This window comes from Jeotgalicoccus sp. ATCC 8456, assembly GCF_016313225.1.
GTDB lineage: Bacteria > Bacillota > Bacilli > Staphylococcales > Salinicoccaceae > Jeotgalicoccus > Jeotgalicoccus marinus.
The window spans coordinates 530,265-546,373 of the sequence record NZ_CP066224.1 but is presented as its reverse complement, the minus strand read 5'-3'; the positions used below and the strand labels follow the sequence as shown (position 1 = coordinate 546,373).

General features: G+C 35.9%; 14 protein-coding genes. 8 read left to right on the top strand and 6 right to left on the bottom strand.

Annotated features, from left to right (window positions below):
- Positions 1-57: 57 nt before the first annotated feature.
- The 3 genes from JEM45_RS02935 (at position 58) to JEM45_RS02925 (ending at position 4,871) form a co-directional block, all read left to right on the top strand.
- Positions 58-1,173, top strand: coding sequence for an exonuclease SbcCD subunit D (locus JEM45_RS02935; protein ID WP_198687730.1), 1,116 nt, complete (start codon positions 58-60; stop codon positions 1,171-1,173).
- Positions 1,160-4,162, top strand: a complete 3,003-nt coding sequence (locus tag JEM45_RS02930; RefSeq protein WP_198687729.1) for an AAA family ATPase — start codon at positions 1,160-1,162, stop codon at positions 4,160-4,162. The genes JEM45_RS02935 and JEM45_RS02930 overlap by 14 nt, the downstream gene beginning before the upstream one ends.
- A gap of 94 nt (positions 4,163-4,256) precedes the next feature.
- Entirely contained in the window at positions 4,257-4,871 is a 615-nt protein-coding gene (locus tag JEM45_RS02925; protein ID WP_198687728.1) for an SCO family protein, read from the top strand.
- A 61-nt stretch (positions 4,872-4,932) separates the two neighbouring features.
- Here the strand turns inward: JEM45_RS02925 and JEM45_RS02920 are convergent, their stop codons facing one another.
- The 5 genes from JEM45_RS02920 to JEM45_RS02900 form a co-directional block, all read right to left on the bottom strand.
- Positions 4,933-5,928 (bottom strand): 2-hydroxyacid dehydrogenase, encoded by a 996-nt coding sequence (locus JEM45_RS02920; RefSeq protein ID WP_198687727.1) that lies wholly within the window; start codon positions 5,926-5,928, stop codon positions 4,933-4,935.
- 28 nt (positions 5,929-5,956) lie between these two features.
- On the bottom strand, positions 5,957-7,015 hold the full coding sequence (locus tag JEM45_RS02915; protein WP_198687726.1) for an AEC family transporter: 1,059 nt from the start codon (positions 7,013-7,015) through the stop codon (positions 5,957-5,959).
- 292 nt (positions 7,016-7,307) lie between these two features.
- On the bottom strand, positions 7,308-7,964 hold the full coding sequence (locus JEM45_RS02910) for a small-conductance mechanosensitive channel (RefSeq protein WP_198687725.1): 657 nt from the start codon (positions 7,962-7,964) through the stop codon (positions 7,308-7,310).
- A 13-nt stretch (positions 7,965-7,977) separates the two neighbouring features.
- Positions 7,978-8,682, bottom strand: a complete 705-nt coding sequence (locus JEM45_RS02905) for a DUF5058 family protein (protein WP_026866512.1) — start codon at positions 8,680-8,682, stop codon at positions 7,978-7,980.
- A gap of 28 nt (positions 8,683-8,710) precedes the next feature.
- Positions 8,711-9,907 carry an amidohydrolase gene (locus JEM45_RS02900; RefSeq protein WP_198687724.1) on the bottom strand — a complete coding sequence of 399 codons (1,197 nt, stop codon included), beginning with the start codon at positions 9,905-9,907 and terminating at the stop codon, positions 8,711-8,713.
- A gap of 257 nt (positions 9,908-10,164) precedes the next feature.
- On the opposite strand from JEM45_RS02900, the gene JEM45_RS02895 reads away from it, so the two are divergent.
- The 5 genes from JEM45_RS02895 (at position 10,165) to JEM45_RS02875 (ending at position 14,820) form a co-directional block, all read left to right on the top strand.
- Positions 10,165-10,881, top strand: coding sequence for a prepilin peptidase (locus JEM45_RS02895; protein ID WP_026866510.1), 717 nt, complete (start codon positions 10,165-10,167; stop codon positions 10,879-10,881).
- Entirely contained in the window at positions 10,878-11,564 is a 687-nt protein-coding gene (gene radC, locus JEM45_RS02890) for a RadC family protein (protein ID WP_035856037.1), read from the top strand. Before JEM45_RS02895 ends, radC begins: the two co-directional genes overlap by 4 nt.
- Before the next feature lie 10 nt (positions 11,565-11,574).
- Positions 11,575-11,937: a hypothetical protein gene (locus tag JEM45_RS02885; protein WP_026866508.1), complete on the top strand. Its 363-nt coding sequence runs from the start codon at positions 11,575-11,577 to the stop codon at positions 11,935-11,937.
- A gap of 159 nt (positions 11,938-12,096) precedes the next feature.
- Positions 12,097-13,878 carry a hypothetical protein gene (locus tag JEM45_RS02880; protein WP_198687723.1) on the top strand — a complete coding sequence of 594 codons (1,782 nt, stop codon included), beginning with the start codon at positions 12,097-12,099 and terminating at the stop codon, positions 13,876-13,878.
- 93 nt (positions 13,879-13,971) lie between these two features.
- Positions 13,972-14,820: an aldo/keto reductase gene (locus JEM45_RS02875; RefSeq protein ID WP_217623504.1), complete on the top strand. Its 849-nt coding sequence runs from the start codon at positions 13,972-13,974 to the stop codon at positions 14,818-14,820.
- 44 nt (positions 14,821-14,864) lie between these two features.
- On the opposite strand, the gene chrA is transcribed toward JEM45_RS02875, so the two are convergent.
- Positions 14,865-16,037, bottom strand: a complete 1,173-nt coding sequence (chrA, locus tag JEM45_RS02870) for a chromate efflux transporter (protein WP_198687721.1) — start codon at positions 16,035-16,037, stop codon at positions 14,865-14,867.
- Positions 16,038-16,109 lie beyond the last annotated feature (72 nt).

Sequence of the window (16,109 nt, the reverse complement as noted above, 5' to 3'; positions counted from 1 at the left end):
TATCTTCATATCGTTTAAACATATAAATATGTATAATGACTGTAAGAGGTGACCATCATGCGAATATTACATACTGGGGACTGGCATATCGGTAGAAAAATGAATGGTTTAGATTTAATAGATGACCAGCGTTATATATTAGACCAACTACAAGTAGCAATCGAAGACAATCAAATTGATACTGTTGTCGTTGCTGGTGATATATTTGATCGTGTAAACCCTTCACAAAGTGCTTTAAAGCTAGCTAACGATACGCTATATAAAATAAATATAGAACTCGGCAAAAATCTTATCGTTATATCAGGAAATCATGACAGCCGTGAAAGAATCAATTACGGTAGTGAGTGGTTTAAAGCAACTGATTTTTATATAAATACAGACCTTTCCAACGTTGCTGAGCCTGTGACAATTGACGATGTTGATTTTTATCTTGTACCGCATGTTGAAGTGCTAGAAGCACGTGCGTATTTTAATGATGATACGATCCAAACTCATCAAGATGCATATGAAAATATCGTAAAAGAAATTAATAAACATATGAATAAAGAACAGACAAATGTTTTAGTTGGCCATTTATATCTAAATGGAAGTATAGAAAGTGACTCTGAGAGACCTTTATCTATGGGTCTAAGTGAGGCAGTGAGTTCGGATGTCTTTAGTGATTTTGACTACACCTTACTCGGTCACTTACACCATCCTTTTGCAGTGGATCATGGGACTGCATTTTATAGTGGGTCTTTACTGAAGTACTCATTTTCTGAAGCGAATCAGCCGAAGGGCTATAGAATTATTGACACTAAGAAAAAAGAAGTGACCTTCGTACCCATAAAACCGCTACATGAAGTGAAGGTGTACAGTGGAGATTATGAGGATTTAATCAAGCAAAAAGTGACTTTCGACGATGACCAAGCCTATTTTAAGTTTGAGCTATCCAATATGTCTTATGTCAATGAGCCGATGAGTAAAATTAAGCTACTATATCCGAACACTTTAGAGTTAAAACCATTAATTGAAGACGTGGCAAGTGACCTTGAAACGGTGGATATTTCAACAACTTCTGATATTGAAATTTATGAATCATTTATAGAACACACATTAGATCGAACAATGACTGACTTTGATAAGGACATGTTCGATCAACACTTTGCAGGTGAAGACAATGAAACTGAGTAAATTATCAATGAAATATTTCGGCCCTTTTGAAAAAGAAGTTGTCGATTTTCATAGTCTAAACGATAGGTTGTTTTTAATCAGCGGACGAACAGGTTCTGGTAAAACGATGATCTTTGATGCGATTGTTACGGCCCTCTATGGTTCAGCATCAACGACAGGTCGGGATGAGGAATCTCTAAGAAGCCAATTCGCACCAGACGATGCGCCGTGTGAAGTAAGTCTGAAATTTGAAGTTAAAGACCGCGCCTATACAGTAGAGCGTGTCCTTAAGTATCAAAAACCAGGTAACAAATCAGCCACACCACCGAAGGCTGTCTTATATGATGACCAAGGGCAAATCATCGCATCATCCTTAACTGATGTGAGGGATGCAATCGAAGATATTGTAAAATTAACAAAAGCTCAGTTTAGAAAAATCTTAATTTTACCTCAAGGTGAATTTAAGGAACTACTGGTCTCAACAAGTCAGGAAAAACAAGACATATTAAGAACACTCTTTCAAACAGAACGCTTCTTAGATTTTGAGAATAATCTTAGAGATGAGTTAAAGGAACGCTCGAGTGCAGCAGCCCACCTTGATACTCGAATTTCTGAGCTGATTAAATATATAAACACTGAAGAAATTGATATTGATGAGGTCACTGAATTTCCGAATTACGATATGGTTGTGGACTATGTCGACGGGGTCATCTATTCATACGATAAAAAACTCGAAGAATTAAGAACACTCGGTACTAAAAGAAAAGAAGAGGCAGATGAGCTATCAAGACGTCTGCAAGAAAAAATTAAACATAATGAACAAATTGACCATCTAAACAATTATAAAGGACAATTGACTACTTTAGTTGAACAGTCGGACTTTATCGAAAAAAATCGTCAGACAGTTAAACAGTTTGATGAGACGTCTAAAATCAAATATGAACTATTAAGAAAAAAAGAGCTTGAGACAGCGATAAGTGAAAATAAGGAAGCATTGAATGAAGCGGTTAGTATTCAAGCGAATATTACGGATACATTGAATACTAAGACTGAGACGCTTGAAAGTATAGAACGAGAAAGACCTGAAATTAATGATAGAGAAAAGGTCTATTATAAGCATGAAAGGTTTTTAACTGATACCTACCGAAACCTAAACGATGTTATAGAGCGGTTGACTAAAGATGTTCAGTCAAGATACGAAGAGATTAAAATTCATCAAGAGAAAATTAGTAAGAAAAATGATGTGATAGAACAGATTAGCTATAAAGAAGCTGACTTTTTTGAATCTAAGAGTTTGTTGACTGACAATGGTCATAAACTTGAAGCTATAGAGGATAAGGTGAGACAGGCTGAAAAATCTGAAGCCTTGGTTAAAGAGAGTCAAGATATTGAGGCCAAACTAAGTGATAATAATAAGGAAATTGAGGAGCGTAAAAATGAGCTCGCAAGTTTTTCAGCAAAGCTTGAAAATTATGATGAAGACACCTTGTCTGTCATCAATCACCTGGTTAGTCACTTAGAAGTTGGATTGACTTGCCCAGTCTGTGAGCAGACCGTCATCGAATTGCCTGAGCACGGTGAGTTCACTCAGCAGCATAAGGAAGAGTTTAATGCACTCAGCGAACGCTTAAAGGCGATAGAAAAAGAGAATCAGTCATTCGTTAATCGTCTCGATGTCATTGAAGAATTATTAAATTCAAGTGAATACCATGATTCGAGTGTGTTTAAAGAAGAAAGAGATAAATTAAGTGCTGACAAAGAGAAGCTAGTCAATCAAGTGGAAACGATTGAAGAGAAACTTAAGGAGAAAGAAGCCTTAAGTCAAGAAGTTGCCGGCTTAAAAGAAGAGGAAGATCAATTGACAAAATCTCTTTCTCAAAAAGAAGCTGACTTAAAAAACGAACAAAATAAGAAAGCTGAATTCACTGAAGTCACAGATTTTGAAGACTATGAATCCTTTAAAAATCATATGGATAGTGAGTATGAAACGCTAAATGCCTATCAGAAAAATTACGCTGAGGTGAAGGATGAGGTCAACCAGCTTTCTTCAAGTTTAAAATTAGCTAAGTCTAAGATTGAATCAAATGAAAAAGAAAAAGTGAAGTACCAAATCGAACAAGATAAACTCTCCACCACTATTAATAATTTCCTAACCTCAAGTGATTTTAACGAAGAAGAGGAATTATACGACCTTGTTCATAATCCAAATATTGAAGATAAAAGGCGAGAGGTCAAGCAGTATGACGATCAGAAAATGACCTTACAAGCCTACATCAAAGAAGTTGAAAGCGTACTGACAAGTAAGGATTCTATCAATATTGAAGGAGATCAGGCCGCCTTAAAAGAAGCGGATGATTCCTTAAGTCGGGCAAGAGAATTTTATGCAGAAGTCAGGACCAAGCGTCAGCAAAACGAAGATATTAAAGTGAAACTGTCTGACTTAATCAATGAACATCGTCAATCTTTTGAGTTCTATATGAAATTAGTAGAACTGACAGAAGCAATTCAAGGAAAAAAAGGCCAGAAGGTGTCATTAGAGCGTTATGTCTTAATTTATTACCTAGATCGTATTCTAGATATTGCCAATATTCGTTTACTGAAGATGACCAATCATCGTTATAAATTACAAAGAAGTACGAAGCGGACGAATCGTTATAGTGGCCTAGATATTGAAGTATTCGATTATTACAATAACCAAGAACGTAATATAAACACACTTTCTGGTGGAGAAACCTTCCAAGCATCGCTTGTCTTGGCACTTGCTCTAAACGAAGCGCTCCAACAAGAGTCTGGTGGTATACAACTGGATACTATGCTCATTGATGAGGGCTTTGGTACTTTAGACCAGGAAACTTTAGAGGTTGCGATAACAACATTAATAGACCTCCAAACGTCAGGCAAAACAATTGGTATTATTTCACATGTTGAAGAACTTAAAGATAGAATGGAGAACATTTTAACGGTCAGTCCGGAAAATGGAAAGAGTACAGTGTCTATCACAAGCTTATAGTCAATGAAAAGTCATAAATATAGTAAAATTGACCCTCTTGTATTCTAGAATTCTGATAAAATTAATTTAGAAATGAAACCGAGGAGGGAGTCACTTGAAAAAGTGGTTACTAGTCATCTTACCGGTCTTATTAATCTTATCGGCTTGTACTTCAGGTGCGATTGAACCAATGAGCCGCTATGGCGATGAAATTCAGTATTTTGAAGTGACGAATCAGGACGGTGAGACCTTCACACGTGAAGACATGGATGGGAAAGTTTGGCTGATGAATTTTATGTTCACAAACTGTGCTACAGTATGTCCGCCGATGACTCAAAATATGACAGATGTAACAAATGCACTTGAAGAAAAAGGCATTGAAGACTATGGAGTAATGAGCTTTTCGGTAGATCCTGAAACCGATCAACCTGATGTATTAACAGAGTATTCGAGCTGGTACGATATACCAGAAAGTACAGAATGGCAATTTTTAACGGATTATGATTACGACTTCATCAGAGGTTTTGCTGAAGATAACTTTAAAACTATCGTTGCACCACCACCAGAAGGTAGTAACCAAGTTACACACGGTACATCATTTTACTTAATCGATGAAGATGGGACGATACTTAAAGACTATGCTGGTGTTGATTCTGGAGATAATCAATTCCCATTAGAAGAAATTGTTTCAGATGTTGAAAAATTAGTTGAATACAACAGTGAAAATTAAAATCTGTAAAGATAAAGCGTGGCTAGGTTCATTAAGAACCTAGCCACGCTTTTCTTAAATATTAAACTAAGTTATCACATTGTCCTGTTTCAATGACTTCATAGAAGTTTTTAAAGCTAGTTTCAATCATATTAGATAAGGCTTCGTCAGTGTTTGAACCGATATGTGGAGTGACGAGTACTCTAGGGTAGAGTGAAAGTAAATCCTCAACGCTTTTATCAGGAAGTGGATTTTCATCAGTGAATTTCTTAAAGAAGACATCTTGCTCATTTGGCATAACATCTGTTCCGAACCCACGAAGTGCACCATTTTTAATTGCCTTTATAATCGCTACATTATCCTGGAGTTCCCCGCGTGCTGTATTAATTAAGATTGCATCGTCTTTCATCTGACTGAGGAAATCTTCATTGATCATACCATCATTTTCATTTGGAATATGTGGAATGTGCATACTGACGATATCGCTATTTTTAAGCAATTCTTCAGCTGAAACAAATTCGACGACTTCTTTTGCTGCTTCACTAGGATATAGATCAAAACCGAGGACTTTAGCACCTAACCCCTTGAATAATTTTGCTTCTGTTAAACCGATTTTTCCAGTTCCATATACGCCAACTGTACAGTTTCTAATTTCTCTACTGAACATTTCTGGTGAGACTCTTAAGTCTTTTTCTTTGGTACGATCTAGTGTGAACGGAAGATTTCTTAGTAAATTCATCGCTAACATAACAGCAAGTTCTGCAATAGCATTAGGTGAATATCTCGGTACTCTTGCGACCTTGATATTTAAGTCTCTTGCAGCATCTAAATCTATGTGAGAGTACCCAACGGTTCTTGTAAAAACATAGTTGATGCCTGCTTCTTTCATATATTCTAGGGCTTGACGGTCCCCTTTACAATTCGCTCTTAGGAGTACAGCATCCTGTCCCTTTACTGATTCTAAGTTATCATCCGTTAGTAATCCCTCGACTAAAGTTAAGTCGAAATTATATTTATTTAATTGCTTAAAATATTCAACTTCATTCGGCCTAACACCGTATGCGATTAGTTTTATCATTATATAAATTCCTTTCTAATTTTAGATTTTAAAATATGCCTAAGTTACCAATGATGTTTAATACCACTAACCAAGTTGGTATCATTATAACTGCTGCTAGTGTAGATAAAAGTGAAGCATTAGATGCGAGTATTGCTTCTTTGTCAAAGTTAATTGCATAGGCGACTGCTACTGTAGCAGCAGGAGTTGCCATCATTACTATCATTGTTGTAACTGCATCAATATCGAACACTAAAATGCCAGTTAGAGTTGTTAAAAAGAATACTGCTAAGTTAATGGCAGGCACTGCAATTGTTTTAACACCTGCGTAGTACCAAGAAGCTTTAGATTTTGCAGCTTGTGAAATATTAATTTCAGCTAAAGTTGCCCCGATTGATAACCACGCGAGTGGTGATGCGAGACGTGCTAAGTATTCCATTGGTGCATACAACCAAGGTAGTGTTTGATCAATTCTTAAGAATGCAACTTCCCTTGCAGCCTCAGTTTCAGTTGCTGCAACTGTAACTTGTGGTAAGTAGTCTTGTAAAAGCCAGATTGCAAGACCTAAGAATGTTGCAATAACAATTGGGTTTAAGAACATTGTTTTTAAGTTTCTAAGCTCCATTTTTAAGCCGCTCATACGGATATATGCATAAGAATATAGGAAAATACGGTATCCAATGTTAAAGATATTTGCATAGATTACACCGATAGGACCGAGTATTGCACTGACAATCGGAATCCCGAAGAATGTTGTTGATCCAAAAATAGATAATACTTCTAAAGTCGTTTTACGGTCTCCAGTAAATTTCGCGTAGAATGGTTTCATTGCAAACATTAATACGATATACATTAATATTCCCCAGATTAAAACGTTTAAGCCTTGTGCGAGTTGCTCGCCATCAATGTCTGTCATAAATGCCGTAAAGGCTAGGGTAGGTAGACCAACAGTTAAGACAATTTTTGATAACGTCTTACCGACAGTCTCATTGAAAATGCCTCGCTTTCTACAGAAAAATCCAAGTAAAATAATAAGAATAGTTGATGCGATGGCACTTAAGAAGCCCATATCAGTAAATGTTAAGACGATAACTTCCCAAAGGTTCATTGTGTTTCCTCCTCATATTGTTATTTTTTTCACAATGTTTAATTCACTTAGTATTCTATACTGGATTATACTTTTTGGGAAGACTTTATGTGAAAAAAATAACAATATTTTTTGTGCAGATGTAACAAAAATTATAGGAATGAATATAAAGGGGGACTTTTTAAAAGACTTATCACCGAAAAGGATTAAAGCGGTGATAAATGAGCGCAATTCAAAGGACTTATCACCAAAACAGACAAAAACGGTGATAAGTGGGCTCTATACTGAGCACTTATCACCGTCTATTATATATTTATTCACTTGCAGTGTTATCTTTGTTCCTAATTTTACCAACTAAGAGCATGATCCCGACTAATATAATAATGCAGAGTACATTTTTCGTAAATAGTGGAATGGGGGCCGCATTAATAAGAATTCCAATAACTAATGCGAGTACACCATAGAGTGGAAACTTACCAGCGAATTGAGCAAGTACAGCCCCGAAAATTGCTGGTAGGACAAATGGAAAGACTTCTTGAACACTTTCTGGAATGACAGTTAGTAGCCAAAGTCCACCTAGTATAACTGGAATCAAAATAATCTTATTTACAAGAGAGGCGGCACTTATACCTAGAGTACCAATAATCTCTCCTTCATCTGTACCTGGTTTTACACCGACAGCTTCCTGACATGATGCAACTGCAGGTAAACACATATTTGAAATATTACCTGTAAAGAAAGCAACGTAGGTACCAGAAACCCCGAGAACAGGGAAGTACATAATTGGTTCTAGGAACCATACAATTGCAACGACCGCAGCATAGGCAAGAAAACTATTTAATATTAATGAGAAACCTGGATGATAACCCATCGCAAAAGATATATATATAGGCAATGCAAATGATATTAAAATTGCAATGCCTAATGTGATTTTTCCCCATTTATGTGAGGCATTTCTAAATTCCTGCATGATTAACCTCCATTTATATAAAGAAGTAAACTGCGACTAAACTAATGAGGATAGAGAATCCTAATGACCATTCTTTTAGCCAGTTAATTCCTTTTTTATTGGCAATATAGTTAAATGTTAACGATGAGATAATTGCTACAATTGCAGTGAATATATATGGTGCGCCTTTAATCATTTCAGCTCCTGTTAGAGAACCGAAAACTGCAATCATTGCACCACTTGCCACAATCCCCATCAGATATTCCCCTTTGGGTTTTGAAGTTAACTTAGTCTGAATCCTACTTAAGTATGGTGTCGCAAAGAAAGTAAAGATCATCCAACCGGCGCCACCGATACATAAGGTCCATACTACAAGGTTAAAAATCTCGGGAGAGAAACCATCACCTGCTAAGGTCACACCTGCAGATTGCGCGGATAGCTGCGCACCCATACTTTCGATTGGTGCAGAGCCAATCACACCAATTCTCATCATCGTTAATGGATTACCTATGAGTGATATTAAGGAAACAGCAACAATAATAATACCAATGGAAGGTCCGATTGCTGTTATGCTTCCAGTCTTTACTGCACGTTTAATATCTGTTTCAGAAATACCAACATCTCGAGCTGCTTTTTTCGATAAGGATAAAAATTTGATTGCCTGAAATATTACCAAGACTATGATTGCACCAGCAAAAGTCCATACGACTGGTGAATTAGCGAAATCCATTCCTGTCATTTTAGACGCCCCTTTGTTTATATATGTTTTATTTTTCTAAGCGTGCTAAGGCAACTTGACCAAGTACTTTTGCACTGATCAAGAGTGAGCCCTCGTGCACCTTAAATTTAGGGTGGTGGTTTGGATAGACATCCTCTAGTTCAACACCATCTGGTTTGGCACCGACTTGGATGAAAGTGCCTGGTATTTTTTGAGTATAGAATGAAAAGTCTTCTGATCCACTTGAAGGTTTAGGATGAGAATTTGTATGGAAATAGTCACCGACATTTTCACTTAAAATCTCTTCGACTTGCTCGGTCTCTGTTGGATGATTATAAGTTACTGGATAGTCATAGACATAATCTAATTCACAAGATACATCAAATGAACTTTCAATACCTGTAGCAATTTTCTTCATTGCCTCATAGGCAGGCACCTTATTCTTTTCGTCTAGATAACGGACTGTACCTCTTAAGGTGACTGAATCTTGAATCACATTATAGCCACCTGGTGCATCAAAGGCAGTGACAGAAACGACGACACTATCCATTGGATCCATGCGTCTAGAGACAATGGTCTGTGCCTCAGCGACAAAATATGCACCTGCAACGAGTGCATCATGTGTTGTGTGTGGCATGGCACCGTGACCACCATAACCTTGTATTTTAAGATCATAGTTTGAGCGGCCTGCCATAGCATTACCAGATGTAAGACCAATTTCACCAAGTTCTAACATTGGGAAGATATGAATGCCATAAACTTCATCTAGATCACCTAAAATACCTGATTCCACAATACTTTTGGCGCCACCTGGTGGCACTTCTTCAGCATGTTGATGAATGAGTTTAATTTTCCCTTGCCATTCATCTTTTAATTCGATTAAAGCCTTACCTAAATAGAGTAAGTAAGCAGTATGTACGTCATGGCCACACGCATGCATGACACCATCATTTTTCGATTTAAATTCAACATCCGCTTCTTCTTGTATAGGTAGAGCGTCAAAGTCCGCACGTAATCCAATTGTTTGTCCAGGGCCATTACCTTCTATTTCAACGATGATGCCGTAACCGTTTCCAACATGGGTCGTAACTTTAACATCTTCACCCTTATAAAAATCTTCAATAAATTTGGCGGTGTTTTCCTCTTTAAAAGAAAGTTCTGGATTGGCATGGAGATGACGTCTTGTTTCAATCATAGCTGCTTCACTTTCTTCTAATTTTTTAAATAATTTGTCTTTCAAACTCATTTATATATCCTCCTTTATATTTATGAATTTAGTCTATCACTGGATTTTAGAATAGACAAATAATTCTTTATATTTGAATAATATATTTAAAAATAACAAAATTTCTATTTTTGTCTGTAATTTTAAGAAAATTGTCGTGATTTTTAGATAAAACAACGAAACTGTAGTGTTTTTCATACAATTTTGGAATTACTGCTTTTTTACAACAATTTAAATAGAGAATATATTGGATTTAAATCAATTAGAGGAGGACATTTATGCTTTTAATCATGACAATGGGTGGTGTGTTAGCTTCTTTTATGTATGCTTTAACTCAAAATAGTCATATCAACTTTTTAACTAGACGGAGTTCATGTGATTCATGTGACAGAACTTTAAACGTAATAGATCTTATTCCAGTTGTCGGCTTTTTGATAAACAGAGGGAGATGTAAAGCATGTAATACAAAAATATCAATCAACTATTTCTTTGTTGAGCTTATAATGATCAGTTTGTTTTTATTGCCGACTATTACGCCATTAGCCTATGATAATTTAGTTCTATATTACTTACTCGTCAGTATATTAATACCACTCTCAATATATGATTATGAAACGATGTTAATTCCCTTGCACATGCTTTTAATATTGTTAGTTACCGGTTTGTTCCTCACGAATTTTATAAACTTTGATCCTTTCCTTGACTTGATAATCGTTGGCTTACTCCATATCTTTTATTTCATTTTAAAAGATAAGATTGGGTATGGTGACATACAGCTGTTCTCTGTCTTGACTGTAATTACCCCTCTAGATTTTTTTATCTTTTCCTTTTTGTTTACCTATATTATCGGTGGGATTGCCGTTATTGTATTAGATTTAATCTCTAAAAAACGCCTTGTAAAAGTGCCTTTAGTTCCTTTTATTGCGACGAGCCTTATCATTACTTTCTTCTTATATATTGACTACAATGATATTTACTTTGGAGGACACCTATGACCAGCGAATTAATGATTAGAGAAATGCATGATTCCGATAAACCCCGTGAGCGATTGCTCTTATATGGTCCGGATAAACTTACTAACCAGGAATTACTCGCAATACTCATTGCAACAGGTAATAAAAATGAATCAAGTCTATCTTTAGCTGCAAAAATACTTAAAGATTTACCTTCTATTAGAGAATTAAGAGAACTGACTTATGAAGAACTAACCTCAATTAAAGGAATTGGCAAGGTAAAGGCGATTACAATACTTTCATTTATAGAACTTGCTATTCGTATGCATACACATTCTAGAGAGGAAGAAAAATTTATTCGATCACCTAAAGATGTATCAGATATATTGATGGAAAAAGTCAGGTTCTATAATCAAGAGCATTTTATCGTCCTATTTCTAACGACTAAAAACATGGTCATTGAAGAAAAAACTTTATTTATAGGATCTTTGAATTCAAGTATTGTACATCCAAGAGAAATCTTTCGTGAAGCAGTGAAAAGAAGTGCTGCAGCGTTTATTTGTGTGCACAATCATCCCAGCGGAGATCCGACTCCATCAAAGGAAGATATAGAAGTAACAAAAAGATTAAAAGATTGTGGAGACCTTATTGGTGTGGATTTTTTAGATCATATTATAATTGGAGATGGTAAATACATCTCCTTAAAAGAAATGTCTTATATATAAGGAGTATACTATGGGATTAGATATGTATTTAGTACTAGAAGATCGAACGACAAAAGAGCAAATTGAGTATGCATATTATAGGAAATTTAACGCACTGCAGGGTTACTTTGAATCAAATTATAATATTGAAAATCCTGGGGTCATAGAACTTACGATGGATATAATTAATGATGTCTATATCAGGTTAAACGAAATACGTTATGCACCAGAAAAAGCAAATTTAATTCTACCCACCTATGCTGGTCCATTTTTTGGACGAATGACTTACGATCGTTTATATCACTCTTATATAAACCAAGCAGCTAATGATTTTTATCATGCAAAATTCATAGACTACAGTAAATATAAATTATACTATTCATCCAATTGGTAGGATCGAGACCTGTGTAGAACACCATCTACACGGGTCTTTTTAAATGAATATAATCAATTATGAATGAAATATGTCAAAAATGTGATAATTCTGGTTTGTTAGATAGAAATTTAGGGGATTATTTAATATAAAAGTGTATTTTTAAAATATTAAAAGGGGATGTTTGCCATTAAATACTTGGTTCTATTACTATCTAGTTTCTGGTTTTTCGGTGGAGAGGGTGACAGTGATAACACTTCAAACATTTTTGTGCAACAGCTAGACAACAAAGATGATGAAAGTGAGGAAACAGAAGCTTCTAAAGAAGACGAGGAAGCTGAGGATGAAGCCGACCAAGAAACTGGAGTCGTCGGTTCAAGAAAAGTATCTAGTGAAATGACAGAAACTACCTTAACTGGTCCTGATGATAAGGAAATTACAGCACTTTTTGAAAATAATGCTGAACCGATTGAGGCATTTGAAGATGCGGAGGAAGCGGATGTAGACCTTGAAGATGTCTTAAAACCAAAAGATGAAGTCACAAGCTATTATTCTGAGACTTTCATGTTGATTAATGCCTTTGAAGCTGAGTCTGATGAGCCAGCTGATACAGATTTAATCGGTTTGACTGCAGAAATTAACGAGGAGGATGAACTTCAAGTCTACTCAGGGCAGTGGTATCAAGAAGATGAGTTCATCTACCCTTATGCATATGCAGATAGTGACACTTTACTTTATATAACTGAGGATAAATGGACGGATATAACAGGTGAAGCTGAAGCAGAAGAAATATATTATGGTACGTATTCAAGCGTTTACGATGCATTAATGGAAAGTGAAGATGTCATCGAAATTTTTGAAGATGATGATAATTACTACTTAATTAATGTCGGTCAAGAGGAAGTCCTACATGAGACATTTGGTTCGATTTATGACGTAGAGTTCCAAAATGCTGATGAAGAATCACAAAATAATGCAGTACTTGCAATAGTTGATAAAGACTCAAATGAAATTAGTGATCTCACCTACATTAGTAATGCCGAAGGCTTAGCTGAGGGATTAGAACTACAAATCGAAGTTGCAGCTAAGTTTGATAATTACGGCGACTACGACGATGGTGTGACAGAACCTACTGAAGGTGAGGAAATTGAAGTTGGTGAACAGACTGATGAAAATCGAAGTGGTGTTGATGCATCGAGTACTGGAAAAGTTGAAGGAGAAACTTTAACAGGTAAAGATAGTGCAGCGATTAATTCTGTTCAAGAAAATAACCAAGGCTTATCAACAGCACTTGAAGAAGCTGAAGATACTGATGTTGAAATTGATGAAATCTTTAAAGATAAAAACGAGATTTATTCTTATTACTCAGAGTTTGATGCAATGGTACGCTTAATCGGTGAATCTGATGATGAACAGAGGGAAGAAAGGGTTAAAGCAACTGCTGAAATTTATGAAGTCGAAGATGAATTAGAAGTTTACTCTGAAGTTGCGAATAATGGCGAGGACTTAGAACCATCTGTTTATGCAAGTGAAGAAATATATTTCCAATATGATGGAAGTAAATGGAATGATCTGTCTACAGAAGGGAATGTAGAGGACGTTTATAATCCCACATATAGTAATATGTATGATGTCTTCATGGAAAACCAGGAACTACTCGATGTTAAAGTAGATGATGACTATTATTATCTTTATAACATCTCAAATGGTATGGAAATTCATGATACATTTGGTCAGATATTTGGAGCAGAAATCAATAATGGTGTTGAAGATGAACAAGTGAATGCCATCGTTGGTGTTTTAGATAGGGAAACAAATGAATTGAGTCAAGTAACCTATATCTCTACAACACCATCTCAGAATGGTGAGGGTGCAATTCACTTAGAAATGTCTGGTATATATAAAGATTATGGGAAATTTGATGATGATGGTATAACTGTTCCTGACGAGATATACGAATAGGATGAAATAATTATGACCAAGTTCTTAAAATTTAAAGTACTTGGTCTTTAATATTGTATAATAATAATAAACATAAGCAAGGTGGGAGAAAGCATGGAATTCGTGACATTAAATAATGGTGTTGAAATGCCAATAGAAGGTTTTGGTGTCTTTCAAATTGAACCGGAAGAAACTGAGAAATGTGTACTAGATGCAATAGTAGTTGGATATAGACACATTGATACAGCAGCCACCTATGGCAATGAACGTGGTGTTGGTACTGCAATTAAAAAATCAGGTATTGATCGTAAAGATTTATTTATTACTAGTAAATTATGGGTGGAAGATCAAGGTTATGAATCAACTTTAAAGGCATTTGAGAAAACCCTAGAGCGTTTAGGGACCGATTATTTAGATTTATATTTAATTCATCAGCCATTCGGGGATTATTATGGTTCATACCGAGCTATGGAAGCATTATATAAGCAAGGAAAAATTAAAGCGATTGGGGTTTCAAACTTTGATTCTGCACGATTAGTTGATTTGATTATGAATAATGAGATTGTACCTCAGATTAATCAAATAGAACTGCATCCATTTTTACAACAAAAAGAAGCAATCAAGGTGATGAAAGAATATGGCGTTCAAGTAGAGTCATGGGGACCGTTAGCAGAAGCTAAACATGGTATTTTAGAGGAAAAAGAATTACAAGATATCGCAAAGAAGCATAAGAAGACCGTCGCGCAGGTCATCCTTAGATGGCACCTCGATAATGGTATCGTTATTATTCCTAAGTCTGTAAATAAAGATAGAATGATTGAAAATCTAGATATCCACGATTTTAATCTAGACAGTGCGGATATGAGAATTATTGAAGCTTTTGATGAAAGTCAAAATAAAATTGTGGATCATACTGATATCAATATTGTGATTGGTATGAATAAATCAAAGACACCAGAGTGAATGTAAAATCCCTGAATGCCAATATTGGTATTCAGGGACTTATCTTATAAAAAGGAAATTAATATACCACCAATTGCACCACTAACTACAATGAGCCAAGGCGGAGATTTTAAGTAATTCAACATGACAAATAGTATTGCAGCTAAGGCGAAATCTGCTGGTTGGTTAATGGCAGAAGTTGAGATTGGTGTGTAGAGTGCAGCAATTAAAATACCAACCACTGCTGCATTAACCCCCATTACAGCGCCTTTTGTTTTAGCATGATTTCTTATCATATCCCAGAAGGGCAGGCTGCCTAAAATAAGTAAGAATGCTGGTAAGAAAATTGCAAATGTTGCAAATAAGCCACCGATCCAGCCATTCATAACAGTGCCGAGATATGAAGCGAAAGTGAAAAGCGGCCCTGGGACGGCTTGAGTTGCAGCATAGCCTGCTAAAAAGGCCTCTTGTGAAATCCAACCCATTGGTACAAGTTCTTGCTCTAGAAGTGGTAACACAACGTGACCACCTCCAAACACCAAGGATCCTGCACGGTAAAAGCTATCAAAAACCGATATCCAATAATTTCCTGTGAATTCTCTTAACATGGGTAGTAGGAATAACAGTATAAAAAATAAACTTAAACAAATGATGGAAAAAGTCTTGTTAACTGGGAACAAAGTTCTTTTAGTATCAGCTTCATGGTTCTTAAATATTAAAAATCCAAGCAGTGCGGCAATTAAAATAACACCAACTTGTGTAATGACTGATGGAAAGATAAGTATAATAACTACTGCTAAGAGTGCAATCAGTTTTCGACTTAAATCAGGCGTTAAATTTTTAGCCATGCCAAGTATTGCATGTAGGACGATGACAACGGCAACGATTTTTAAGCCTTGAATCCAGGCAGAATCAGCAATATTGAAGGTTGTTAAAAGACTAGCAAAAATGATCAGTGCAATGACTGAAGGTAAGGTGAATCCTAAAAATGAGATGATACCACCTAAAACGCCACCGCGCATCACACCGACGCCGATACCCACTTGACTGGATGCAGGACCAGGTAAAAATTGAGAAAGTGCGACAAGATCAGCATAGCTCTTTTCGTCCATCCACTTTTTACGCTCGACATACTCGGTATGGAAGTAACCAAGGTGAGCAGAGGGTCCACCAAAAGAAGTTAAGCCTAATCTTGTGGATACTAAATATATTTCAAGTAATAGCATGAATCGCTTCATTTAATCCTCCATTAAAACTTGTTTATGTGTAGAATACCATTTAAAGTTATTGAGTACTATAGAAATTCATAT